The organism is Cypionkella aquatica, assembly GCF_030161095.1.
Classification (GTDB): Bacteria; Pseudomonadota; Alphaproteobacteria; order Rhodobacterales; family Rhodobacteraceae; genus Cypionkella; species Cypionkella aquatica.
In genome coordinates this window covers 1-23127 of record NZ_BSPP01000008.1, presented here as the reverse complement: position 1 = coordinate 23127, position 23127 = coordinate 1, and the positions used below count along the sequence as shown (strand labels likewise).

Sequence of the window (23127 nt, the reverse complement as noted above, 5' to 3'; positions counted from 1 at the left end):
CCATGGCGCGCGCGCAGTTTTCCCGCAGCTTTACCCAGCAGCCGCCGATCCCCGAGGCGGGGATAGAGGCGGCCGTTGCGGTGATGCGCTCTGGTCGATTGCACCGCTATAACGTGGTCGGCGACGAGCCCAGCGAAGTGATGGCGCTGGAGCGTGATTATGCGCGTTGGCAGGGGGCGGCCTATTGTCTGGCGGTGGCTTCGGGCGGGCAAGCGATGCAAATTGCACTGCGTGCGTCGGGCGTACTGCCGGGCGATTTGGTGCTGACCAACGGCTTTACGCTGGCCCCGGTGCCGGGCGCGATTGCGGCGTTAGGCGCGCGTCCGGTTTTGGTCGAGATTACGCCCGATCTGGTGATTGATCTGGATGATCTGGCGGCCAAAGCCCGCAGTTCGGGCGCGCGCTATCTGCTGCTGTCGCATATGCGCGGGCATTTGTGCGACATGCACCGTCTGGTGCAGATGGCCGCCGATCTGAACCTGACGGTGATCGAGGATTGCGCCCATACGATGGGGGCAAGCTGGAATGGCAAGCGCTCGGGTGGATTTGGTCTGGCGGGCTGTTTCAGCACGCAGACCTACAAGCATATCAATTCGGGCGAGGGGGGCTTGCTGACCTCGGATGACGCCGCGTTCATGGCGCGGGCGACGATATTGTCGGGGTCTTATATGCTCTATGATCGGCATGGGGCTGGGCCAGCGCCCGAGGTCTATGACCTGATCCGGCTGGAAACCCCCAACACCTCTGCCCGGATGGACAATTTGCGCGCGGCTTTGCTGCGCCCGCAATTGCGCGCTTTGCCCGACAGCATTTTGGCGTGGAATATGCGGCATGATCTGGTGGCAGACCGCCTAGCCCGCGCGCCTGCCATCCACTTGCCGCGCAGGCCCGCGGCGGAAAGCTATGTCGGCTCGTCGATCCAGTTCTGTTTGCCGGGGATTATGCAGGCGGATGCGGCGACGTTCGTGGCGCGACTGGCCGCTGTTGGGGTTGAGGTGAAATGGTTTGGCGCAAGCCAGCCTGTAGGGTTCACCTCGGACCATCACAGTTGGCGCTATGTGGCGCAGCAGGATTTGCCTGCCACCGATGCTATTCTGGCCGGATTGTTTGACATGCGCTTGCCGCTGACCTTCAGTCTTGAGGATTGCGCGCTGTTGGCTGATCATATTCTGGATGCGGTAGACGCCCTTGGCGAAAAGGGGCGGGCATGATGCGGCGCGTTGGTATCTTGGGTGGCATGGGGCCGGAAGCGACCATCCTGATCCTGCAAAAGGTGCTGGCCGGGGTGCAGGCGCGCGATGACAGCGATCATATCCCGCTGATCGTCGATCAAAACCCACAAGTGCCATCGCGGATAGCGCATCTGATCGAAGGCACGGGTGCGGATCCCGGCCCGGTTCTGGCCGATATGGCGCAGCGGCTGGTTGCGGGTGGGGCGCAGGCCTTGGCGATGCCGTGCAACACCGCGCACCATTACGCGGGCGCAATTCGTGCGGCGGTGTCGGTGCCATTGCTGGACATGATCGCGCTATCGGTGGCTCATGCGGCACGCCTTGCGCCGCGCGGCGGTGTGGTCGGCATCCTAGCCTCCCCCGCCGTGCCCAAGGTCGGGCTGTTTGATGCGATGCTGGCAGACCACGGATTGAGCGCGCTTTATGCGCAGGATGAGACCGCGATGCTCGCCGCGATCCGTCAGATCAAGGCCCACGGCCCGCAGCCGCAGGCCCGCCAGACGCTGCTTGCGGCCTCCACCGACTTACACCAACGCGGTGCTGCGGTGCAGATGATCGCCTGCACCGAGTTTTCGCTTATTCCCGAGGCAGTTTCGCCAGAAGTGACCGCCTTTGACACGCTTGACAGCTTGGTTGCTGAAATCATTGCGTTTTCGATGCAACCTGAAGAACGACAGATCTAAGCCGCCTGCAGTGGCCTGATCCAATAAAATGCGAGGTAAATCCCGTGCAACCGACAACAGAGGTATCAAGATGACCAAATTGCTTAAAACGATGATGATGGGAACGGCGGCGCTGGCGCTGTCGGCGGTTTCGGCCATGGCTGAAACCATGGTGATTGCGACATTCAGCGACCCCACCCCAATGAACGCCGTGCGCGCCACCGATGCGTTTGAAAAGGCAACCGGCTGGACGATTGAATGGCGGGTGTTCGATTCCGGCACCGATGTGATCGCGGCAATGGCTTCGGGCGATGTGAAAGTGGCCGAGTTGGGCTCGTCTCCGCTGGCGATTGCGGCAAGCCAAGGCGTTGATTTGCAGATGTTCATGCTGTCTTACGCCATCGGCGAGTCTGAAAGCCTGATCGCGCATAACGGGTCGGGGATTGCCTCGGTCGAAGATCTGAAGGGCAAGCGCGTTGCGGTGCCGGTGGGATCTACGGCGCATTATTCGCTGATGGGGGCGATTGCCCATGCCGGGCTGACCGAGGCGGATGTCACCATCATGTCGATGCCGCCAGATCAGATTGCGGCTGCATGGGACCAAGGCACGATTGATGCGGCCTTCATCTGGCCGCCGGTGCAAACCCAAATCCTGCAAACCGGCACGCGGATTGTCGGCGCGAACCAGACGGCGGAATGGGGTTACCCCACCTTCAACGCTTGGGTGGTGAACAAGGAATTTGCCGCAGAACATCAGGCCGAAATGGTGGCGTTTGCCAAAACGATGGATGCCGCCAACCAAGCTTACCTCGCCGACCCTGCCGCGTGGACGGCGGATAACGACAGCGTCAAGGCAATTGCCAATCTGACCGGCGCAGGCGCGGATCAGATCCCCGAAATCCTGAAAGGCTACACCTTCGTGCCTTTGGCGGATCAGGTCGGCGACAAATGGCTGGGCAACGCCGCCAATGTGATGAAATCGACGGCGGATTTCCTGAAAGCAGCGGGCCGGATTGACACGGTGGTGGATGATTACACGCCCTTTGTGAACACGGAAATCGCGGTGGAAGCCACGAAGTAAGTCTCGCGGCAGCCCGACCCGATTGTTCGGGCTGCCCCCCTTACTGCACCAGGAGCACGCCAAGTGGGATTGCACATCGAGGACGTATCTGTCGTCTATCCAGCCGCAGACCGTCGCCCGCCGGTCGAGGCGTTAAGCCGGATAAATCTGAAGATTGAAGACGAAGAATTTGTGGTGGCGCTGGGCGCGTCAGGCTGCGGCAAGTCAACCTTGCTGAACCTGATCGCAGGCTTTCTGTCGCCGACATCCGGGCGGCTGGTGCTGGATGGCCGCCAAGTCTCTAGCCCCGGTGCCGATCGCGCCGTGGTGTTTCAAAAGCACGCGTTGCTGCCTTGGCTGAACGTGCTTGATAACGTGGCATTTGGTTTGGAAATTCAAGGCATTGCCAAGACCGAGCGTTACGAGATCGCCAACAAGTTTCTCGGCATGCTGGGCCTTGACGGCTTTCAGCAATCGCCGGTCTACAAGCTTTCGGGAGGCATGCAGCAGCGCGTTGGCATCGCACGCGCGCTCACCTGCGACCCGCGCGTGTTGTTGATGGACGAGCCCTTGGGGGCCTTGGACGCGCTGACCCGCGAAAAGGCGCAAGAGCTGATCCTTAACATCTGGAATGACACCCAAAAATCAGTGTTTTTCATCACGCATAGCGTCGAAGAGGCGTTGTTCATGGGCACCAAGCTGGTGGTGATGTCGCCGCGCCCGGGCCGGATCACCCATCTGTTTGATCTGCCGTTCTCGCGCCAGTTCCTTGGCGGCACGCCCGCGCGACAGGTCAAAGCCTCGCCCGAGTTCATCAAGCTGCGTGAAGACGTGCTGAAGATCATTTTTGCCGACGAGGAGGCCGCAGCATGACCGAGCAACCCCCGCAAAAGCCCGCAGGCATCTTCGCCCGCCTTGCCCGCGCGCGTCCGACAAAACCCGGCGAGATTTATGGCGTGCCGGGCCATGGCAACACGCTTTGGATTTCGGCCTGCTCGATTGCATTCTTCTTCTTTGTCTGGTGGCTTGTCACCTTCATGGGGTGGGTCAAGCCGCTCTTCGTGCCGTCGCCTGCAACCATCGTCGCCAAGTTCGTCACAGTCTGGAACGACGGCTTCACCGGCACGCCGTTTCTAGAGCATGTCTGGATTTCGACGGTGCGGGTGTTCGGGGCCTTTCTTCTGGCCTGCGTGATCGGCTTGCCTTTGGGCCTTGCGATGGGGATGAGCCCGGTGATGCGCGGCATCTTTGATCCGCCGATCGAGTTTTACCGACCGATCCCGCCGCTGGCCTATCTGCCGCTGATGATCATCTGGTTTGGCATTGGCGAGACCTCGAAAATCCTGCTGATCTTCCTGTCAGTGTTTGCCCCGGTGGTTTTGGGCGCGCGATCAGGCGTGAAATCGGCTGCGATAGAGCAGATTCATGCAGCTTACTCGTTTGGGGCCACGCGCTGGCAAGTGATGCGGCATGTGATCATGCCCTCGGCCATGCCGGAAATCCTGACCGCGATGCGCATTGGTATCGGCTTTGGCTGGACCACGCTGGTTGCTGCCGAGATGGTCGCCTCGACCAAGGGGCTTGGCTACATGGTGCTGTCGGCCAGCCAGTTTCTGCAAACGCCCGTGGTGATCATGGGGATTTTCGTGATCGCCGTGATCGCCTTTGCCTTTGATTTGTTCATGCGTTTTGTCGAACGCCGCTTGGTGCCCTGGAAGGGCCGTATGTAACCGGAAAGCTGAAACTATGATTTATCTGAAGAAAGCCGCTCGGACTGCCGAGACGGATCAGGAAAGTGTGCGCGAAGTCGTGGCCAATATGCTGGCCGAGATTGCTGCTGGCGGGGAAGAGACGGCACGGGCCTACGCACGCGATCTGGACAAGTGGTCGGGCGATATTGTGGTGTCGGCGGCAGATCGGGCGGCGGCGGCGGCCCTGGTTCCGACACAACTGAAGGCGGATATCCAGTTTGCCCACAACAACGTCCGCCGCTTCGCCGAAGCGCAGCGCGGCACCGTGACAGATTTTGCCATTGAAATCATTCCGGGGTTGATGGCCGGGCAAAAGCAGATCCCGGTTTCTGCCGCGGGCTGTTACGTGCCGGGGGGCCGCTATAGCCACGTCGCCAGCGCCATCATGACGATCACCACCGCCAAAGTCGCGGGCGTGCCCCATATTGCCGCCTGCTCGCCGCCGCGCCCCGGCGTGGGGATACCGCCCGCCATCCTTTATGCGATGGATTTGTGCGGGGCAGATGTGATCTTGTCGATGGGCGGCGTGCAGGGTGTGGCGGCGATGGCGAACGGGCTGTTTGGCCTGCCCAAGGCCGATATTCTGGTGGGGCCGGGCAATCAATATGTGGCCGAGGCCAAGCGGATTCTGTTCGGTCAGGTTGGCATTGATATGTTCGCAGGCCCGACCGACAGCATGGTGGTGGCAGACGCTGCGGCAGACCCCGAAATGGTCGCGGCGGATCTGGTGGGGCAGGCCGAGCATGGTTACAACTCTCCGGTCTGGCTGGTCACGTCGGATCGCTCTTTGGCCCAGCAGGTGATGGCGCTTGTGCCCAAGCTGATTGACACCTTGCCCGAGGTAAACCGCACCAGCGCCCAAGCGGCATGGCGCGATTATGCCGAAGTGATCTTGTGCAACTCTGCCGAAGAAATGGCGCAGGTTTGCGATCAATTCGCGCCAGAGCATCTGCACATTCAGGCTGAAAACCTTGATTGGTGGCTGCACCGCTTGCAATCCTACGGGTCGTTGTTTCTGGGCGAGGAAACCACGGTTGCCTTTGGCGACAAGACCTCGGGGCCAAATCATGTGCTGCCAACCTCGGGTGCGGCGCGCTATACGGGCGGTCTGTCGGTGCATAAGTTCATGAAAACCGTGACATGGCAGCGGGCCACGCGCGATGGTGCGCGCCCGCTGGCCGAGGCCACCGCCCGGATTTCGCGGCTTGAGGGGATGGAGGGCCACGCACGTTCGGCTGACATCCGGCTGGCCAAGTTCTTTCCTGATGAAACCTTCGATCTAAGCCACGCCAATGGCCAAGTCTGATCCACTCAAGCGGCCAGAAATTGGTCTGCAACCCCCGCTTGGACCTTGGTCGCGCCGCACTTTGGACTGGGTCGACACACATCGCGGCGGCACCATTCTGGCCACCACGATTGCCTTGGCTTCCAGCTTTCTGGCCGACCACTATGCGGCCCCGGCGATGCTGTTTGCCTTGCTGATCGGCATGGCGTTCAATTTTTCCAACGATGCACCGGGAACCGCCGAGGGGATTTCGTTCTGCGCCCGCACTTTGTTGCGCTGCGGCGTGGCCTTGCTGGGGTTGCGACTGACGTTTGCCGATGTCTCACAACTTGGCATCACATCGATTTTCGGTGTGGTAGGGCTGTTGGTGTCCACCTTGATCGGCGGGGTTGTTCTGGCGCGCTTGTTTGGTCGCAGCACGGCGTTTGGCCTGCTTACAGGCGGCTCTGTCGCGATCTGTGGAGCCTCGGCGGCAATGGCAATTGCGGCAGTGTTGCCGAAACGCTTTCTGCAAGAAGAGGACGTGTTGTTGACCGTGGTAGGCGTCACCGCGATGTCGACCTTGGCGATGATCGTCTACCCGGTGCTGTTCCGCTATCTGGGCCTCGCCGATGTGGAAATCGGCTACATGATCGGGGCGACGATCCACGATGTGGCACAGGTGGTGGGGGCAGGTTATTCGGTCAGCGAAACCGCAGGCGACATTGCGACGTTTACCAAATTGCTCCGGGTTGCTTTGCTGCCGGTTGTGTTGCTGGCGGTTGCGGTGATTTTCCGCAAGGAAGCCGGCGGGGCCACGGGCCTGCCATGGTTTGTCGTGGTGTTTATCGCCCTCATGATCTTGCGCAACTTTGTGCCGCTGCCCGAGGCTTTGTTGAACTTCGTCAACGACACCTCGCGGTTCTTGCTGGTGGTCTCGATTTCCGCGTTGGGGGTGAAAACCTCGTTGCAAAAGCTGTTTGCGCCAGGGCTGAAAGGTTTGCTGCTGATCGCGATGGATACTGTGTGGCTGTTGGCGCAAGCGGTTGTCTTTGCGCATGTTTTCCTGATGTGAGGGCCGCGGGTTGAAAGAGAATGCGATGCCAAACCTGTCGTTCACCCGCTGCGGATCGGGGCCTGCGCTGGTCTTGGTGCATGGTTATCTTGGGGCCAGCGCGGTTTGGGCAGATCAAGTCACGCACTTCAGCGCAACCCATGACGTGATCTGCCCGGATCTGCCCGGATTTGGCGAAAGCGCGCATCTGACCGCACCTGACAGCATCGAGGGCCACGCGCAGGCGGTGCTTGATCTGCTGGACGATCTTCACGTAGCTACCTTCGCTCTGCTGGGCCATTCAATGGGCGGAATGATCGTGCAAGCGATGGTCAAACTGGCGCCACACCGGATCAAAAAGCTGGTGCTCTACGGCACAGGGCCGCTGGGCGTGTTGCCCGGACGGTTTGAGACGATTGCCACCTCGCGCGCACGGCTGATGGCGGAGGGCGTCGCGGCCACGGCACGGCGCATCGCGGCCACGTGGTTTTTGCAGGGTGAACAGGCAGAGGGGTATGCCCTGTGTGCCGCGGTGGGCCAGAAAACCAGCCAGCAGGCAGCCCTTGCCAGTTTGAATGCGTGGGAACACTGGGACGGTCGCAGCAATCTGGCTCAAATCGCGTGTCCAACATTGGTGCTGTGGGGCAGTCACGACAAATCCTACGCATGGTCGCAGCCCGAAGCTTTGTGGCGCGGCATCCCCGGTGCCGATCTTGCGGTCGTGCCAAATGCCGCCCATAATGTGCATCTGGAAAAGCCGCTGATCTTTAATGAGATATTGGCCGATTTTCTGGCCTGAGTTCCTTTTTGCACCGCGTTGCAAGACCAAGACTCGGTCGCGCTTCATGGCCGGAACGCAACAGTTGCGGCAACCTCCTCAACGCCAAACGCCCGACGGAAGCCGATCCTGCCGGCTGGCGTGATCTCCAGCGCGCGCGTGCCTGGGCGGCGGCGGACCCAAGCCTGAGCCAATGCATGGCTGCAGATTGCAGCCCCCAAAGCGCCCGCCAGATGCATGCGGCGTTCGCTCCAGTCCAGACAGGGGCGGCACACCGGGCGGATGCTGCGCGGCTCACCCCCGTGGTGCAGGATGCCGAGCGCCTGCATGCGCTCCAGACCGGATGCAGATAGCAAAGCGGCATCGCCTTGGATCTCAACCGCGCCGCTGGCGCGCAGGGCGTCGGTGATGCTGACACCAAGCGCGCCCGCAAGATGGTCATAGCAGGTGCGGGCATGCCGCAGGTCTGTGTCCCTCGGGCCGACGCGGGGCGGAGACCGGCTCAGTGACACACCACCCGCGATCTGCATGACGCTTTCAATCATCCGCGCGACCTCGGCGCTGGCAAGGCTATGATAGCGGTGGCGTCCCTGCTTTTCGACCGTAATCAACCCGACCGAGCCCAGTCGGGCAAGGTGGCCACTGGCGGTCTGCGCCGTGATCGTGGCAACCCCTGCCAGTTCGGTGGCCGTCAGGGCGCGCCCGTCCATCAAGGCCGCCAGCATGGCCGCCCGCGCAGGCTCGCCCACGGCGGCGGCAATCTCGGCAATGCGGTTTGATGTGGCCATGGCGCTTCTCCTGTTGAGCGCAGTCTAGCGTAGTGCGGGGGTGAAAGCTTCGGGTTTCACCGAAGCATCCCGGCTTCGACTTCGCCGATACTCTGCGCGACATCACAGAGAGTTTCCACCATGACCCTACCTTCTTCCGCTGCCCGTCCATTCTTTGGCTGGAAAGTCGTCGCTGCTACATTTCTGCTGGCCGTCTTTGGCTGGGGCGTGGGTTTCTACGGCCCGCCGGTGTTTCTTTACGCAGTCGTTGCGCGGACAGGCTGGCCGGTGGCGATGGTCTCGCTGGCGGTGACGGTGCATTTTCTGTTCGGGGCAGGGGTGGTGGCCAATCTGCCGCGGCTTTATCGGCGCTTTGGGGTGGCGGCTGTTACGGTGACGGGGGCGGCTTTGCTCGCCATCGGCATCCTCGGTTGGGCGCTGGCAGCACAACCCTGGCAACTGTTCGCGGCGGCATTGGCGAGTGGCGCAGGCTGGGTGGCGATGGGGGCCGCTGCGGTGAATGCGCTGATCGCGCCGTGGTTCAGCCTGCGCCGGCCTGCCGCATTGGGCATGGCCTACAATGGGGCAAGCTTGGGCGGCGTGATCTTCTCGCCGCTCTGGATCGCACTGATTGCGAGCATCGGCTTTGTCCCGGCAACTTTGGCCATCGGCGGGGTCATGATCGTTGTGGTGCTGATCCTGTCGGTGTTGGTGTTCCGACACACGCCCGAAAGCATGGTGCAAAACCCGGATGGAGCAGAGCACCCACGCGCCCAGAGCGTTCAGGCTCAAAACCCGATGCGCCGCTCATTCCTGCGTGACCGCAAATTCCTGACCCTCGCGGCAGGCATGATGCTGGGGCTGTTCGCCCAGATCGGGCTGCTGGCGCATCTGTTCTCGCTGTTGGTTCCGGTGCTGGGCGAGGCACTGACGGGCTTTGCGATGGGCGGTGCCACCGTCGCCGCGATCCTTGGGCGGTCCTTGGTCGGCTGGCTGATGCCCGCCGCTGCCGACCGCCGCCTTGTCGCCTGTGCCAGCTTTGGCGTGCAGGTGATTGGTTCGCTGCTGTTCATTCTGGCTGCGGGCAATGCTGGGATCTGGCTGGTTTTTGGCATCGCGCTGTTCGGATTGGGGATCGGCAATGCCACCTCCTTGCCGCCACTGATCGCGCAGCAAGAGTTTTCCCCGGCCGAAACCGCGCGCGTGGTGCCGCTGATCGTCGCCATTGGTCAGGCAGGCTATGCCTTTGCTCCCGCCGCATTCGGAGTGCTGCGCACAGGCAAAGTCGCAGAAGCAACAGGATCAGCGACGCTGTTTCTTTGCGCAGCAGCGATCCAACTTGCCGCGATGGCATGTATGCTTATGGGGCGCGGACAACGACCGAAGTGCCAAGCCCAAAAGTGAAGCGCACAGTCAGTGCAACCGCCCGAACCCGTCGCCAAGCCGACATTCGACTGGCACCGCAGCAACGTCTTGGCCAAGATGGTAGCAAGGCGAGAGATTGCGGACGCTTGAACCTGCAGCGCTCAGAAGAGTCGCATTGCCGCAGGGTCTACCAGCATGGCTTTTCTTCGGGCACGACCAAATCGACCGTCCTAGTGCGGGAGCGGACCCAAGATGGCGATATTGTTGCGTTCAGCGGCTGCGACCAGAAACGCCATATCGGGAGCGGCCGGAGGTGTATCAGTGGGCAAACTGGTCTCTGCGATGAAATCGGCGAAGTCGCTTCCCGTCGTCATCAGCAAGATCCGGGCCGGGCCTTCCCCTTCAATACGAAAGCCGTGCGGAACTCCGCGCGGACCGAAGGCAAAACCTCCGGCTTGCAACAATGTGCTGCCCCCTTCGGTGATCACCGACATCTGCCCCTCAAGGACGTAGAACGCCTCGTCCTCGGAATGGTGCAGATGCCACGGCGACTCGAACCCGGCCGGGATGATCTGCTCGATCAGGCTGAACTGGCCGCCGGTCAGATCGCGCCCTGCCTTGATCCAGGTCGGCAGGCCGAGAAACCGGCGCTCCTCGACGTCCGGGGAGGTCGAGGCAGTAGGGGCAAGCATGTTCATGGCGCGATCCTCGCTGGACTATTGCCTCGGGATTGGGCAATTTACCGGAATAACAATTTCACGGAATAGTAATATCGTCAATATGGCAGATCGCACAAACCGCCGCGCCTATCGGATGTCCGGACGCGCTCAGACCCAGGACGAAACCCGCGAGCGCATCATCGCGGCAACGATGCAGCTGCACGATGAGCAGGGCGTCGCCGCGACCTCTTTCGTGGATGTCGCAAGACGCGCCGGCATCGGCGCGGCCACGGTCTATCGGCACTTTCCCACTTTGGGCCACTTGGTCACCGCCTGTGGCGCCCATGTCTGGCAGGAAATGGCGCCGCCGATACCCGAGCAGGCGCCAAGTGTATTTCTGGGTATCGACAGGCTGGAGGACCGCCTGCATCGCCTTGTCGAAGAACTGGATGGATTTTATCGGCGCGGGGCGCTCCGGCTCACCAAGGCAGATGCTGACCGGCATCTCATCCCGGAACTGGACCATTTCCTGCTTGCCGTCGACGCGGGCGTTGCGGCGCTTGTGCGAGAGGCCCTGAAGGATGAGCCCCTGCCGTATACGGCTCTTCAACTGGTGTTTGCGCTGACGGATTTCGCGTTTTGGCGTTCGATGCAGCGAATAGAGTGTGATGAGGCAGAGCGACGGCGCATCGTCACGAAGCTTATCCGATGCGCGATCAGCCCAGTAGAATAGCCAGCCCCAACGGATGGTGTCTCGTGCTGCACCTGCGAAGTGCTTCGCCATGTCGAGGCGTACCCGAGTGATGGCAATGGGCCAATGGCCAGAAACCTAGGTTTGGCAGCATCAGTCAACCTGCCGCTAAAGAAAGGTGGGGTCGGCCCTAAGCTGCCCTTCATTTGCACCCGTGCGCCGCGCCATATGGACAGCAAAAGCCGCTTTTCACGTCTTTCAACAACGTCAGCGCGATCAAGTTCGGACCGTAATGCGATGTAGAAGCTAATCCCAATGAAACCCCCACACACTTCCCGCAAACCACCGCCCAGGATTGCCTTTCGCAGCGAATGACTGGCTACTGATGGGTGTCCGAAGATGCTCAGGATGGGCCGGCACAAGCAATCGAATGGCCTTCAATGTGCCGCTGTCTTTTGCTTGGCGCGCCAAACAAGCAGCGTCACCTGATCGCCGCAAACCAATCACTAGTCTTGCTGTAACAATCTGCAGCTGGTTGGTCAGCCGACGGAGATCGTCATGCGACTCAATCTCGAAAATCCGAGGGCCGGACCGCCCATGTTGTGCCAATCACTTTGCCTTGTAATGAGAATTCATGAGGCAATAGTGATCAGGATTGGTCGACGGGAAGTCCTTGGCTTGCACTCCGTGTCCTCCCCTATTGGGCACATCACGGCAGATCTCCAAGAGATGGCAANAGGTTTCGCCCTACCGCCCGGCGAAGGGACTTTGCAGATCAGATATTCTCGCGCGTGTAGATGTCGAAGGGAATGATGCTTGTCCAGTTCCCGCCCCCTGATCGAGACGCGCAGGCGCGCATCATGCCTGCGACGGTCTCCTGCGCCATCAATTTCAGCGGGTGTGAGATGGCCACCGTCATCGTGCCATCCAGCAAGGCGGCCCTTGTCACCTCCATCAACTGATATCCGATCACGACAATCTTCCCTGCCCGATCCGAATTGCGCAGCGCGGTCAGCGCACCGGTGATGCCGCCACCGGCCACATACAGACCCGTCAGATCAGGATGCTCTCGCAACAGCTTTTCCGTCATTTCTTGTGCGATGGTGCTGGATTCGAAAGTCAGCAACGGCTCCAGCAGGGTAAATTCGGGAGCATATTCGCGGAAATAGCTGCGAAACCCGCTCTCGTTCATTTCCTGGCAGCGGTAGCGATGATTGCCAACAAGGATGCCCAGTTTACCGGGCGCTTTGCTGATTTTTTCAATTGCCCATGCCGCCGTACGTCCCACTTTCCAGTTGTCCAATCCGACGTAGTGCACTTGTCCTGTCGCCGAAAGCTGCGAAACCAACGCAAAGATCGGCACATCGCGCGCGCGCAAAATATCCAGCGTCTCCGACACCAAGGGATGCACCGCAGCGACGACCGCAATTGCATCACAGGTTTCGCCAAGATCCAGCAGGCGGGCCGAGATGTTCTGCGGCGACAGATCTTCAAGAAACTCGATTCGCGCGTCAACGTCAGCGTCAGCAACCGCTTTTGCCTCCAAAGCCAAGGCCGCTCCCAAGTCGCGGTAAAAACTGCGGTTGGGCTGGTGCAACAAGAAGCCCAAGCGATATTTTGGCCGACTGGCGGCCACACGCGCCTGGATGGTCCCTGTCCCATAAAAGTTAATCGCTTCAGCGGCTTCCTGCACCCGCTGGAGGGTTTGCTGGCGGACGATCTGCGCCCCAGAAAGCACCCGATTGACTGTGGCCACCGAGACGCCTGCCGCCTTTGCCAGATCGGGAATGGTTGGTCGTTGCATCTCGGTCTCCAGTATCATTTCATGTCATTCAGGACAAATTCTGACATGAATGATATGTTTTGTGCCCCGCCCTATTAACGCATCTTGATTTGATTCAAGTCAAGGCGTCTATCTCTGCGCAGCAAGGGCAGCAAAGAGATGCCGCCCACCCACAGCATCGCAAAGCCGATCCACCCAAGCCACCGCGGCAGGGGCCAAAGAAGCTTTGCAAAACGGCAGATCACTGCCAGTCGGAGGAAAGATGGACGACACGCAATCTGGCACCCGCAATAAGCGTGGCGATTGGACCCCTTCGGCGACGCTGGAAGTTGCCCCATTCTGGCAAAAGCCACGACACCTGCGCCAAATCCTTGCATGGATTCCCGAATACTTGTGGCCATGGAACGCCTTCCACATGTCCACCGCGCTGCTGTATTGGTTCTTTGTCATCCCTGATGTCGCCACAATGCAAACCCTGTCTTGGGGCTGGGCGCTATGGCTCTATGCGGTGAATGCAGCCGCCATATTCGTGATGTATGGCAGTATCGAGCTGTTCTGGTATGTCAAACGCAAGCAGGGCAACCGCTTCAAATACAACGCGAAATTCCCCGGTGAGCAGCCTTCCGACGTGTTCTGGTTCAAAAGCCAGAACATCGACAACTTCTTGCGCACCTTCGGATTCTCGATCCCGCTGTGGACGCTGGTGCAGGTGGGGATGCTCTATGCTTTTGCCAATGGCTACGCGCCATGGCTGGCTTGGGCGGATCATCCGATCTATCTGGCGGTGCTGGTGCTGTTGTGCCCGGCCATTCAGGAAATTCACTTCTTCTGCATCCACCGTCTGATCCATGTGCCGATTTTCTACAAATGGATTCACTCGGTACACCACAATTCGGTCAACCCCAGCCCGTGGTCGTCGCTGTCGATGCATCCGGTCGAGGGGTTGCTGTATCACGCCGTCTGCCTGTGGCACCTGGTGATCCCGTCCAACCCAGTCATCGCCTTGTTCCAATTGCATATCGCAGGCTTCGGCGCGGTGAACGGCCATATCGGCTTTGACAAGTTGGAGATCACCGAAAAAACCGCACTCGATGGCCACGCCTATGCTCATTACCTGCACCATAAGTATTTCGAGGTGAACTATGGCGGCGATGGCCTGATCCCTTTGGATAAATGGTTCGGCTCTTGGCACGACGGCAGCAAATCCGGTGACGCCCAGATGCAGGCCCGGTTTGAGGCGAAAAAGGCCCGGCTGAACGCCAAGCGCGCCTGATTTTACGACAGCAAAATTCCACATGGGCGGCGGAGGAGACTGCGCCTGTGTGGGAAGAACCACCTAAAACAGCCCGCCAATCCGGCGGCAACAAGGAGGAGAACATTATGAAACTGAACCTGAAAACGGTGCTGGCAACAACTGCGCTGGTCATGATGACGGCCACTGCCAGCTTTGCCGCTGATATTGCCGTCATCGGCGGCTCGAACGACGATGCGTTCTGGAACAAGATCAAAAAGGGGCTGGATGATGCAACCCCCGCCATCGTCGCCAATGGCGGATCGGTGAACTATCTGCGCCTGCAAAACTACGACAACTTTGCCCCCGATGTGGTGCAACTGATCCGCACCGCGATCAGCCAAGATGTTGATGGAATTGTGATCCCGAACTGGGTGCCCGAGGCGGAAGATCCAGCGATCAAAGACGCGATTGCGGCGGGTATCACTGTGATTCTGATGAACGCGGGCGGCGCGGATAAGGCCAAGGAACTCGGCGCGATTAACTATATCGGCAATGAAGAATATCCCGCAGGCGTGGCCGGGGGGGATTATTTCGCCAAACATGGGCAAAAACATGTGCTTTGCGTCAATACGCTGCCCGGTTCCACCAACACGGAAGACCGCTGCAGAGGTGTCGCTGATGCGATGACTGCCGCAGGTTTCAAGTCAGAACAACTGCCGCTGCCGACCACCAGCTTTGGCGACCCTACCGCTGTTGCCGAGGCAATCAAGGCGACCTTGTTGAAAGACACCACGATTGACGGCGTGATCACCATTTCCGCAGGCGATGCGGATTCGGCGGCGACAGGTATTCAGCAATCCGGGTTGACCACGGTGGCACTGGCATCTTTCGATATGAATGAAGCCGGCCTTGCGCGGATCAAAGCTGGCACGCAAAGTTTTGCGATCGACCAGCAGCCCTATTTGCAAGGCTTTTTGGCAACTTCACTGCTGGCTTCGGCCATCGACTTTGGCACATCGCTGCCAACCTTCCCGGTGCTGACCGGACCGGGCATTGTGGATGCGTCCAACATCGACGCCACTTTGGTTGGTGTTGAGAAGGGCGCACGCTAACCCCATGAGTTTGGGTCTGCCCTCGTGGCAGGCCCATCAAGCCAATGATCCGACAGCCAACGCTTTGAAAAGCTTGGCCCGATCCTGACATCATCCAAACCGGGGGAACCCCATGAAACTATTTTCCTCACTCGGAGGTTTGCTGCGCCGCCCCGAGGCTGGGGCCTTCCTGGGCCTTTTTGCCGTGCTGATTTTCTTCACCGTTTTTGGCGGACTGACTTTTCTGAAACCCGCGGGCATCGCCAGTTGGATGAACGTCGCCGCCAATCTTGGCGTCATCGCCATCCCGGTCGGCCTTTTGATGATCGCCGGAGAACTTGATATTTCCGTCGGCGCAATGGTGCCGCTTGGCGCGATGACCGTCGCGGTGATTTCCGGCCACTACGGTCTGTCGATCTGGCTTGGCATCGCGGTTGCACTGTCGTTTGGCGTGATTGTCGGCTTGATCAACGGCTATATGGTGATCCGCACCGCCGTGCCCTCGCTGATCGTGACGCTGGGCAGCCTGTTCGCAGTGCAAGGCATCGTGCTGGGCCTGACCGTGCTGATTACCAAATCCACCAGCGTGGCACTCGCTACCGAAGGCTCTGCCAAGACGATCTTTGGTGATTTTTTCTTCGGAGGTCAGGTGCAGGTCATGGTGATCTGGTGGCTGGCGATCACCGCCGCTTACATCTTCTTCGTCCACTTCTCACGCTTTGGAAACTGGATCTTCGCGATGGGGGGCGACAAGATTTCCGCCCGCAACGCAGGCATCCCGACCGAGCGTATGACGATCTTGCTGTTCGTGCTGTCCTCGACCTCAGCTGCGTTTGTCGGCATGTGCCAAGCGATCCTGTATAACTCGGCGCAAGTCGCAGGCGGCCAGTCGTTCATCTTCAACTCGATCATCTCGGTTGTCGTCGGTGGCGTGCTGTTGACCGGCGGATTTGGCTCTATCGTCGGGATTTTCTTTGGCACGCTGACCTTCGCCATCGTGACCCAAGGCATCTATTACACCGATTTTGATCGCAACTGGTCGTCCCTGATCATCGGCATCCTGCTGCTGCTGGCGGTCTTGATGAACAACACTTTCCGCAAGATGGCACTGTCTTACGCGCCGAAAAAGGCGGTGAAATGATGGCTAACGCATTGCTTTCCCTGAAAGGCATCAACAAAAGCTTCGGCCCGATCGACGTGCTACACGACATCAATCTGGATATCCGTGCAGGCGAAGTTCTGTGCCTGCTGGGCGATAATGGCGCGGGCAAATCCACCGTAATCCGGCTGCTGTCCGGCGTGCATCGGCCATCTTCTGGCGTGATTGAAATTGACGGCCAACCTGTCAGCTTCAAAAGCCCGCGCGACGCATCCGAAGCAGGTATCGCCACCGTCCACCAGTTTGGCGGCACCTTCCCCCTGATGTCGATTGGCCGCAGCTTTTTCGTGGGGGTTGAGCCCACCAAAGGCATCGGCCTGTTCAAGATCTTTGACCGCAAACGCGCCAATGCCATTGCCGTGCAGGCCGTGCAAAGCTTCGGCATCACCCGGATCACCGACGGCGACCGCCTTGTGGGCGGCCTTTCGGGAGGCGAGCGGCAAGCCCTCGCGATTGCCCGCGCTGTGCATTTTGGCGCGCGGGTGCTGATCCTGGATGAACCCACAGCCGCTTTGGGCGTGAAACAAGCTGCCCACGTGCTGCGCATCGTGAACGAGGCCAAACGCCGTGGCCTTGCTGTCATCTTCATCACCCATCAGGTGATGCACGCGATGGCGGTGGGCGATCATTTTGCTGTGCTGATCCGTGGTGGCATTGCGGCGGATTTCCGCAAGGGCGAGCGGACCCGCGAGGAAATCACCGATCTGATGGCTGGTGGTGAAACCATGGCCGGGCTGGAAGCCCAGATCGAGGCCGAAAGCGCCTGAACCCTTCCCATGCCCGGCACTCTCTTCTCCGCCGGGCCATACCGCCGGTCGGGCCAGATCACCTCTGGCCCGACCATTCCACCCCTTCTGAAGGACCAGCAAAATGGCCAGTTGGACCCGCGCTTGCGCCGCCACCGACATCGAACTTGACGACATGATCCGCTTTGACCACGGCAGCCAGACCTTCGTGGTCGTACGCAGCCCCGAGGATGAATTTTTCGCCATCGACGGCATTTGCAGCCATGAACATGTGCATCTGTGCAGCGGCCTTGTGATGGACGGGGCTGTCGAATGCCCGAAACACAGCGCCACATTTGACTATCGCACCGGCGAGGCTACCCGCGCGCCCGCCTGCATCAACCTGAAAATCTGGCCCGTCAAAGTTGACGGTGGCCAAGTATATATCGAGATCTGACATGAGCTTTCAACTTGCCGCCTGTGCCGAGATGCTGTGGTGTGATCGCCCGATAGACTGGCGCGCCTCGCGTCTGAAAGAGATGGGCTTTGGCGTCGGCCTGTGGAACTGGCCGGCACACGATCTGGCCAAGCTAGAGGCCACCGGGGCAACCTTCACCATTATGAATGGCTATCTCGAAGGTCGCCTGACCGATGCTGAAGGTGCAGACCTGCTGCTGGCCTCTGCGCGAGAATCCGCCAAAATCGGCAAGCGTCTGGGCGTGCATCGCCTGAACCTGCATGGCACCGGCTTGGGCGATATGGGCGTGCCAATCCCGAAAATCGGCGCGTTTGCCCCCGGCATGGTGCAGCGCGCCCGTGACACCCTGCACCGCATCTGTGATCTGGCCGAGGCAGAGGGCCAGGTTTTCACTCTTGAGAACCTTAACCCTATCGACCACCCCGGTTGCCCGTTTGGCTCCACAGCGGATGTTTTGGGGTTGGTGTCCTCGATCAACCGCCCCCAACTGCGCATCAACCTTGATCTCTACCACACCCAGATCGGTGAAGGTGATCTGATCCGCTGGTGCGAAGCGTGCCTGCCGTGGATTGGCGAAGTGCAAGTCGCCGATAATCCCGGTCGTTGTGAACCCGGCACCGGAGAGATCAACTATGCTGGCATCGCAGCAGCACTTACCAAGCTGGGCTATGACGGCCCGGTTGCGATGGAGGCCTTTGCAATGGGGAGCGACGAAGCCGCCCTCGAAGCCTTCCGCTCTGCATTTACGGTGTAATCATGGTGCACAAATCCAACCGCCCAACCGTTCACGACATGCGCGCCATGAAAGCCCGTGCCGAAAAGATCAGCATGCTCTACGTCACTACCCTTGATGAAGCTGCCGCCGCTGATGCCGCAGGCATCCACATGCTGTCGATTGAATCGCGTTTTTTCACGACCGAGATGCGCGAGGCCGCAGGCAGCTGTTTCGTGCAAGTCGGGCTGCCCTTTGGCCCCTATGGCAACCTTGTCACCGCCGAAGACTATCTGCGCGCAGCGTTTCACTTCACCAAACTTGGCGGCGATTGCTTCTATTGTGCCGCAAGCCTCGATATTCAAAAAGCCTTGTGCGACAATCACATGCCAGTCGTGGCGCATGTGGGCCTGATCCCGTCCTACGTCACCTGGACCGGCTGGCGCGCGGTTGGTAAGACTGCAACCGAAGCTCGGGCGGTCTGGGATCACGTCAAGCGGCTTGAGGCCATCGGCTGCTTTGGTGCCGAACTTGAAGTTGTGCCAGACAGTCTGGGCGCAGCAATCAGCGCCAACACCCCGATGATCATGCTGGGCATGGGTGCTGGCCCCGGTGCCGATGCACAGTATCTGTTTGCCGAAGATGTGCTGGGTCACACAGACGGCCACAGACCGCGCCACGCCAAGACCTACCGTAACTTTTCGGCTGAATTTGCCCGGCTTCAAGCTGAACGCATCGCTGCCTTCCGTGAATTTATCGCTGACGTGAACGCCGGCTCATATCCGCAAACGCAGCATAACGTTGCGATGTCTGACACCGAATTCACCGCCTTCAAAGCCGATCTTGGCCTTTAACCTACAGGACATACCATGTTGAACGTAGCTCTTCTTGGCGCTGGCCGCATCGCTGGCGTCCACGCCACCGCCATTTCGACCAACCCCGGCAGTCGCCTTGTTGCTGTGGCCGACATAAACACTGCCGCGGCAGATAAACTTGCCGTACAGTATGGAGCAACGGCCCGCAGCATCGACGTGATCTTGGCGGATAGCAGCATCAATGCCGTGTTGATTGCCACCTCTACCGACACCCATTCCGACCTGATCGAACGTGCCACCGCCGCAGGCAAAGCCGTGCTGTGCGAAAAGCCGGTCGATTTGTCGCTGGCGCGCGCCCAAGCCTGCCAAAAAGTCGTCGCCGCTTACGGCCGCCCGGTGATGATCGGCTTCAATCGCCGTTTTGATCCGAACTTTGCAGCGCTGAAAACCGCCGTCGATGCGGGAGAGATTGGCAAACCGGAACTGCTCTCGATCACGTCTTTCGACCCGGCACCGCCGCCAGTTGCCTATATCAAAGTCTCGGGTGGCTTGTTCCGCGACATGATGATCCATGATTTTGACATGGCGAATTTCATCATGGGCACCGCTCCTTTCGCAGTCACGGCCGTTGGGTCTTCCATCGTCGATCCAGAAATCGGCGCTGCAGGCGATGTGGATACCGCCGTCGTTACCGTGACCTATGCTGATGGCCGCATCGCTGTGATCAAAAACTCACGCCGCGCGGTGTATGGTTATGATCAGCGGCTGGAACTTTTGGGTTCGACCGGCCTGCTGCAGGCTCAGAATATGCTGGAAAATACGGTGGTCAAATCAACTGCCGCAGGGGTGACCGGGGCGAAGCCAACCTACTTTTTCCTTGAACGCTACATGCCCGCCTATGCCGCAGAATGGGCGGCTTTTGTGCAAGCCGTCGAGTCTGGTAGCGACCTCCCCGTCACCCTCGCGGACGGGGTTGCAGCGCTGGCCATGGCCGAGGCGGCGACCGTGTCGCTCAGGACGGGTAATCCAGTCACTTTGGCGAGCATTTTAGGGTAAATTGCAAACGGCCGTTAAACGGGGGTTAAACGGTCGTTAAAAATCGGCTTGTTCTCCGCTCAATGTGCGCCGTAAAGCCTCAGATTTTTATGTTGAGTGGATGGACTTATTCTGCACCCAAAAAGGTCTGTGGCGCCGCGGGCGCCCACAATCGGAGCGTGGGATGAATGATTTTGACGATATGGCGTGTCGCGCAGGCTAGGCAAAGGTGCAGGTCCGTAGCGATGGCCGACCGGGCATCACCACAGTGGTTGTGGCCATTGTGCGCAAACAGCACGAAGCCGGTTTGAAGGGGAGTGTTGTTGCGCAGAAGGTTGCATTACAAGCGCTCTATCGCGCCCCCAAGCACAAGGCCGCCGAGGCGAGCCTGCGGTTTGAGCGCTGGGCGAAGATCAAACAAAGCCACGCCGCGCGCATTGCTGATACCAAGGCCAAAGGTGAGTCCGTCGACGATATCTTGCCACCCCCGTATGACATTGTGCTTGGTGGCCCCGAGGGCGCGCGCATCATCGGCTCGGTCGATTTGGTGGACGCGCAGACTTGCTGCACGCAGGCGAGGTTGAGCAAGGCGACAATCAGCAAACCGGCTGGTGCGCGACGCCAGTTGAGAGCGCAGGCATGAACGCCCCAGCATCACCCAGCCAAAGCCTTGCCGTGCGCTGCGCGATCTACACCCGCAAATCCACGAAGGAGGGCCTCGAGCAGGGCTTCAACTCGCTGGATGCGCAGTATGAGGCTTCCGCGGCCTATGTCAGCGGCCAACGCAATGAGAGTTGGAAACTTCTGCCCGAGCGCTTTGACGACGGCGGTCTGTCCGGTGGCAGCAAGGAGCGCCCCGCCTTGCAAGCTTACTGGCCGAGGTAGAAGCCGGGCGCATCGGCATGATCGTTGTCTAGAAGATTGACCGGCTCACCCGCTCGCTTGCTGACTTCGCGCGCTTTGTCGAACAACTGGATCGCCGGGGCTGCTCCTTGGTCTCGCTGACGCAGGCCTTCAATACCTCTACCTCGATGGGCAGGTTAACCCTGAACGTGCTGTTGTCCTTTGCCCAGTTCGAACGCGATGCCGCTGCAGAGCGCATCCGCGACAAGATCGCGGCATCAAAGCGCAAAGGCTTGTGGATGGGCGGCAACTTGCCATTGGAGTATGATCCTCCCAAAGACCCTCTCAAGGTTTGCGTGCCTTGAAGATCAATACAACTGAGGCCGAAACCGTGCGCCGCCTGTTTGCCCTCTATCTTGCCGCAGGCAGTCTTGGTGCGACACGGATCGCAGCGGCCGAGCAGGGGTTCAGCCCACGCAAATCTGATCATGTAATAGGGGCGGCATTTAGGGCAACCATCGCCCCGTTCTCAAACAGCCAGTTGCATTATCTGCTGACCAACCCGGTCTATCGCGGTTTGATCCGCCACAATAGTTTGGTTCATCCTGGCCAGCATGATCCGATCATCGACGAGGCGCTGTGGTCCGCCGTGCAGACGAAGCTGCAAAAGACGGCAGCTCGCAAGCGTCAGCGCACTGGCGCGTTCGCGACCGAGGCTGATTCCGCATCGATCACGTCACAAAACTCTGTCGAACCCTCGGCCCTGCTGATGGCAAAGTTGTTCGACGAAACTGGCGACCGGCTGACCCCAAGTCACACCAACCGCCACAACCGACGCTTTCGTTATTACATCTCGCGCCGCCTGATCACCAAGGGGCCTGCCCGTGCGCTTTGATGACGGCGGTCTATCCGGTGGCACCATGGAACGCCCCGCCTTGCAACGCCTGCTGGCCGAGGTCGAGGCCGGGCGCATCGGCATGATCGTGGTCTATAAGATTGACCGGCTCACCCGCTCGCTGGCTGACTTCGCACGGCTGGTCGATCAACTGGATCGCCGTGGCTGCTCGTTTGTGTCGGTGACGCAGGCGTTCAATACCTCGACCTCCATGGGCAGGTTAACCCTCAATGTACTGCTGTCCTTTGCCCAATTCGAACGCGAGGTTACCGCAGAGCGCATCCGCGACAAGATCGCCGCGTCAAAGCGCAAAGGGCTGTGGATAGGCGGCAACTTGCCACTGGGGTACGATCCGCCGAAAGATCCTCTCAAGGCCAGGGTGCTCGAGATCAATCTAACAGAGGCCGAGACTGTGCGCAGGCTGTTTGATCTCTACCTCACGGCTGGCAGCCTCGGCGCCACGCGGATTGCAGCAGCCGCGCAGGGCCTGAGCCCACGCAAATGCGATCATGCAGCAGGGGTGGCCGTTGGCTCAACCATCACACCGTTCTCGAACGGCCAATTGCACTATCTGCTGACCAACCCGGTCTATCGCGGTTTGATCCGCCACAAGAGCTTGGTTCATCCCGGCCAGCATGAGCCGATTATCGACGCGGCGCTGTGGTCAGCTGTGCAGACGAAGCTGCAGGAGACCGCGGCCCGCAAGCGGCAGCGCCCGGTCGCGCCGGCTGCTGCGACTGACGTGGATTCGACGTCCACCGCCCCACAAAACTCTGTGGAACCGTCCGCTCCGCTGATGGCAAAGTTCTACGACGAAACCGGTGATCGTCTGACCCCCAGTCATACCAACCGCCACAACCGTCGCTTTCGCTATTACATCTCCCGCCGCCTGATCACCAAGCGGGCTGACCCGACGGGTTGGCGCTTGCCAGCACCGCATCTGGAGGCTGTGGTGCTTGAGGTGCTGCGTGTTTCTCTGCGCACCCGGGCAAGGCAGCACGATCTGCTTTTGCAACCTGAGGCGATCACAGCGGGGCTTGTCGCCGAGAGTTTGGAAAGACTTTCAAATGCGGC

26 protein-coding genes are annotated in these 23127 nt (G+C 59.9%); 23 read left to right on the top strand and 3 right to left on the bottom strand.

Annotation, left to right across the window (positions count from 1 at the left end; genetic code table 11):
- Positions 1-2: 2 nt before the first annotated feature.
- The 8 genes from QQJ98_RS12185 (at position 3) to QQJ98_RS12150 (ending at position 7822) form a co-directional block, all read left to right on the top strand.
- A complete protein-coding gene (locus QQJ98_RS12185; RefSeq protein ID WP_284325623.1) occupies positions 3-1211 on the top strand; it encodes a DegT/DnrJ/EryC1/StrS family aminotransferase in 1209 nt (402 codons plus the stop codon).
- A complete protein-coding gene (cuyB, locus tag QQJ98_RS12180) occupies positions 1208-1915 on the top strand; it encodes a cysteate racemase (RefSeq protein ID WP_284325622.1) in 708 nt (235 codons plus the stop codon). The genes QQJ98_RS12185 and cuyB overlap by 4 nt, the downstream gene beginning before the upstream one ends.
- 70 nt (positions 1916-1985) lie before the next feature.
- Positions 1986-2975: a taurine ABC transporter substrate-binding protein gene (gene tauA, locus QQJ98_RS12175; RefSeq protein ID WP_284325621.1), complete on the top strand. Its 990-nt coding sequence runs from the start codon at positions 1986-1988 to the stop codon at positions 2973-2975.
- Positions 2976-3038: 63 nt separating this feature from the next.
- Complete coding sequence (locus QQJ98_RS12170) at positions 3039-3827, top strand: taurine ABC transporter ATP-binding protein (RefSeq protein WP_348523137.1); 789 nt, start codon at positions 3039-3041, stop codon at positions 3825-3827.
- Positions 3824-4684 carry an ABC transporter permease subunit gene (locus tag QQJ98_RS12165; RefSeq protein ID WP_284325620.1) on the top strand — a complete coding sequence of 287 codons (861 nt, stop codon included), beginning with the start codon at positions 3824-3826 and terminating at the stop codon, positions 4682-4684. Before QQJ98_RS12170 ends, QQJ98_RS12165 begins: the two co-directional genes overlap by 4 nt.
- A gap of 16 nt (positions 4685-4700) precedes the next feature.
- A complete protein-coding gene (gene hisD, locus QQJ98_RS12160) occupies positions 4701-6011 on the top strand; it encodes a histidinol dehydrogenase (RefSeq protein ID WP_284325619.1) in 1311 nt (436 codons plus the stop codon).
- Positions 5998-7044 (top strand): YeiH family protein, encoded by a 1047-nt coding sequence (locus QQJ98_RS12155; protein WP_284325618.1) that lies wholly within the window; start codon positions 5998-6000, stop codon positions 7042-7044. The genes hisD and QQJ98_RS12155 overlap by 14 nt, the downstream gene beginning before the upstream one ends.
- 25 nt (positions 7045-7069) lie before the next feature.
- Complete coding sequence (locus tag QQJ98_RS12150) at positions 7070-7822, top strand: alpha/beta fold hydrolase (protein WP_284325617.1); 753 nt, start codon at positions 7070-7072, stop codon at positions 7820-7822.
- Between the two features lie 44 nt (positions 7823-7866).
- Here QQJ98_RS12150 and QQJ98_RS12145 read toward each other — a convergent pair whose 3' ends face one another.
- Positions 7867-8589 carry an ArsR/SmtB family transcription factor gene (locus QQJ98_RS12145; RefSeq protein ID WP_284325616.1) on the bottom strand — a complete coding sequence of 241 codons (723 nt, stop codon included), beginning with the start codon at positions 8587-8589 and terminating at the stop codon, positions 7867-7869.
- 120 nt (positions 8590-8709) lie between these two features.
- On the opposite strand from QQJ98_RS12145, the gene QQJ98_RS12140 reads away from it, so the two are divergent.
- Complete coding sequence (locus tag QQJ98_RS12140; RefSeq protein WP_284325615.1) at positions 8710-9972, top strand: MFS transporter; 1263 nt, start codon at positions 8710-8712, stop codon at positions 9970-9972.
- A gap of 191 nt (positions 9973-10163) precedes the next feature.
- Here the strand turns inward: QQJ98_RS12140 and QQJ98_RS12135 are convergent, their stop codons facing one another.
- On the bottom strand, positions 10164-10631 hold the full coding sequence (locus QQJ98_RS12135) for a cupin domain-containing protein (RefSeq protein WP_284325614.1): 468 nt from the start codon (positions 10629-10631) through the stop codon (positions 10164-10166).
- On the opposite strand from QQJ98_RS12135, the gene QQJ98_RS12130 reads away from it, so the two are divergent.
- On the top strand, positions 10624-11325 hold the full coding sequence (locus QQJ98_RS12130; protein ID WP_284325613.1) for a TetR/AcrR family transcriptional regulator: 702 nt from the start codon (positions 10624-10626) through the stop codon (positions 11323-11325). The genes QQJ98_RS12135 and QQJ98_RS12130 overlap by 8 nt on opposite strands.
- A 733-nt stretch (positions 11326-12058) precedes the next feature.
- Here QQJ98_RS12130 and QQJ98_RS12125 read toward each other — a convergent pair.
- Positions 12059-13087 carry a LacI family DNA-binding transcriptional regulator gene (locus QQJ98_RS12125; RefSeq protein WP_284325612.1) on the bottom strand — a complete coding sequence of 343 codons (1029 nt, stop codon included), beginning with the start codon at positions 13085-13087 and terminating at the stop codon, positions 12059-12061.
- Positions 13088-13328: 241 nt separating this feature from the next.
- Between QQJ98_RS12125 and QQJ98_RS12120 the strand changes: the two genes are divergently transcribed.
- The 13 genes from QQJ98_RS12120 to QQJ98_RS12060 form a co-directional block, all read left to right on the top strand.
- Positions 13329-14339, top strand: coding sequence for a sterol desaturase family protein (locus QQJ98_RS12120; protein WP_284325611.1), 1011 nt, complete (start codon positions 13329-13331; stop codon positions 14337-14339).
- Between the two features lie 107 nt (positions 14340-14446).
- The gene (locus QQJ98_RS12115) at positions 14447-15412 is read left to right on the top strand and encodes a sugar ABC transporter substrate-binding protein (RefSeq protein ID WP_284325610.1); all 966 of its coding nucleotides are present in this window, start codon (positions 14447-14449) and stop codon (positions 15410-15412) included.
- Between the two features lie 112 nt (positions 15413-15524).
- Positions 15525-16532, top strand: coding sequence for an ABC transporter permease (locus QQJ98_RS12110; RefSeq protein WP_284325609.1), 1008 nt, complete (start codon positions 15525-15527; stop codon positions 16530-16532).
- A complete protein-coding gene (locus QQJ98_RS12105) occupies positions 16532-17317 on the top strand; it encodes an ATP-binding cassette domain-containing protein (protein ID WP_284325608.1) in 786 nt (261 codons plus the stop codon). The genes QQJ98_RS12110 and QQJ98_RS12105 overlap by 1 nt, the downstream gene beginning before the upstream one ends.
- Positions 17318-17420: 103 nt before the next feature.
- Positions 17421-17732 carry a MocE family 2Fe-2S type ferredoxin gene (locus QQJ98_RS12100; RefSeq protein WP_284325607.1) on the top strand — a complete coding sequence of 104 codons (312 nt, stop codon included), beginning with the start codon at positions 17421-17423 and terminating at the stop codon, positions 17730-17732.
- A gap of 1 nt (position 17733) precedes the next feature.
- The gene (locus QQJ98_RS12095) at positions 17734-18507 is read left to right on the top strand and encodes a TIM barrel protein (protein WP_284325606.1); all 774 of its coding nucleotides are present in this window, start codon (positions 17734-17736) and stop codon (positions 18505-18507) included.
- Between the two features lie 2 nt (positions 18508-18509).
- Positions 18510-19319, top strand: coding sequence for a 3-methyl-2-oxobutanoate hydroxymethyltransferase (locus tag QQJ98_RS12090; RefSeq protein ID WP_284325605.1), 810 nt, complete (start codon positions 18510-18512; stop codon positions 19317-19319).
- Positions 19320-19334: 15 nt separating this feature from the next.
- Positions 19335-20336: an inositol 2-dehydrogenase gene (iolG, locus tag QQJ98_RS12085; protein WP_284325604.1), complete on the top strand. Its 1002-nt coding sequence runs from the start codon at positions 19335-19337 to the stop codon at positions 20334-20336.
- Between the two features lie 208 nt (positions 20337-20544).
- Positions 20545-20958: a hypothetical protein gene (locus tag QQJ98_RS12080; RefSeq protein ID WP_284325603.1), complete on the top strand. Its 414-nt coding sequence runs from the start codon at positions 20545-20547 to the stop codon at positions 20956-20958.
- Positions 20955-21200: a recombinase family protein gene (locus QQJ98_RS12075; protein WP_284325602.1), complete on the top strand. Its 246-nt coding sequence runs from the start codon at positions 20955-20957 to the stop codon at positions 21198-21200. Before QQJ98_RS12080 ends, QQJ98_RS12075 begins: the two co-directional genes overlap by 4 nt.
- Before the next feature lie 35 nt (positions 21201-21235).
- Complete coding sequence (locus tag QQJ98_RS12070; protein WP_348523139.1) at positions 21236-21523, top strand: recombinase family protein; 288 nt, start codon at positions 21236-21238, stop codon at positions 21521-21523.
- Positions 21520-22053 carry a recombinase family protein gene (locus tag QQJ98_RS12065; protein ID WP_284325600.1) on the top strand — a complete coding sequence of 178 codons (534 nt, stop codon included), beginning with the start codon at positions 21520-21522 and terminating at the stop codon, positions 22051-22053. The genes QQJ98_RS12070 and QQJ98_RS12065 overlap by 4 nt, the downstream gene beginning before the upstream one ends.
- Positions 22043-23127 (top strand): recombinase family protein (locus QQJ98_RS12060; RefSeq protein WP_284325599.1); only part of this gene is annotated, 1085 nt, incomplete at its 3' end. The genes QQJ98_RS12065 and QQJ98_RS12060, both read left to right, overlap by 11 nt.

Bases quoted from the DNA above. Each gene is read 5' to 3' on its own strand.
- QQJ98_RS12125 (WP_284325612.1), bottom strand. From the start codon at position 13,087: ATGCAACGACCAACCATTCCCGATCTGGCAAAGGCGGCAGGCGTCTCG.
- QQJ98_RS12115 (WP_284325610.1), top strand. From the start codon at position 14,447: ATGAAACTGAACCTGAAAACGGTGCTGGCAACAACTGCGCTGGTCATG.
- iolG (WP_284325604.1), top strand. From the start codon at position 19,335: ATGTTGAACGTAGCTCTTCTTGGCGCTGGCCGCATCGCTGGCGTCCAC.
- QQJ98_RS12155 (WP_284325618.1), top strand. From the start codon at position 5,998: ATGGCCAAGTCTGATCCACTCAAGCGGCCAGAAATTGGTCTGCAACCC.
- cuyB (WP_284325622.1), top strand. From the start codon at position 1,208: ATGATGCGGCGCGTTGGTATCTTGGGTGGCATGGGGCCGGAAGCGACC.
- QQJ98_RS12075 (WP_284325602.1), top strand. From the start codon at position 20,955: ATGAACGCCCCAGCATCACCCAGCCAAAGCCTTGCCGTGCGCTGCGCG.
- QQJ98_RS12100 (WP_284325607.1), top strand. From the start codon at position 17,421: ATGGCCAGTTGGACCCGCGCTTGCGCCGCCACCGACATCGAACTTGAC.
- QQJ98_RS12185 (WP_284325623.1), top strand. From the start codon at position 3: ATGGCGCGCGCGCAGTTTTCCCGCAGCTTTACCCAGCAGCCGCCGATC.
- QQJ98_RS12105 (WP_284325608.1), top strand. From the start codon at position 16,532: ATGGCTAACGCATTGCTTTCCCTGAAAGGCATCAACAAAAGCTTCGGC.
- QQJ98_RS12165 (WP_284325620.1), top strand. From the start codon at position 3,824: ATGACCGAGCAACCCCCGCAAAAGCCCGCAGGCATCTTCGCCCGCCTT.
- hisD (WP_284325619.1), top strand. From the start codon at position 4,701: ATGATTTATCTGAAGAAAGCCGCTCGGACTGCCGAGACGGATCAGGAA.
- QQJ98_RS12150 (WP_284325617.1), top strand. From the start codon at position 7,070: ATGCCAAACCTGTCGTTCACCCGCTGCGGATCGGGGCCTGCGCTGGTC.
- QQJ98_RS12130 (WP_284325613.1), top strand. From the start codon at position 10,624: ATGTTCATGGCGCGATCCTCGCTGGACTATTGCCTCGGGATTGGGCAA.
- QQJ98_RS12120 (WP_284325611.1), top strand. From the start codon at position 13,329: ATGGACGACACGCAATCTGGCACCCGCAATAAGCGTGGCGATTGGACC.
- QQJ98_RS12145 (WP_284325616.1), bottom strand. From the start codon at position 8,589: ATGGCCACATCAAACCGCATTGCCGAGATTGCCGCCGCCGTGGGCGAG.
- tauA (WP_284325621.1), top strand. From the start codon at position 1,986: ATGACCAAATTGCTTAAAACGATGATGATGGGAACGGCGGCGCTGGCG.
- QQJ98_RS12110 (WP_284325609.1), top strand. From the start codon at position 15,525: ATGAAACTATTTTCCTCACTCGGAGGTTTGCTGCGCCGCCCCGAGGCT.
- QQJ98_RS12135 (WP_284325614.1), bottom strand. From the start codon at position 10,631: ATGAACATGCTTGCCCCTACTGCCTCGACCTCCCCGGACGTCGAGGAG.
- QQJ98_RS12140 (WP_284325615.1), top strand. From the start codon at position 8,710: ATGACCCTACCTTCTTCCGCTGCCCGTCCATTCTTTGGCTGGAAAGTC.
- QQJ98_RS12095 (WP_284325606.1), top strand. From the start codon at position 17,734: ATGAGCTTTCAACTTGCCGCCTGTGCCGAGATGCTGTGGTGTGATCGC.
- QQJ98_RS12090 (WP_284325605.1), top strand. From the start codon at position 18,510: ATGGTGCACAAATCCAACCGCCCAACCGTTCACGACATGCGCGCCATG.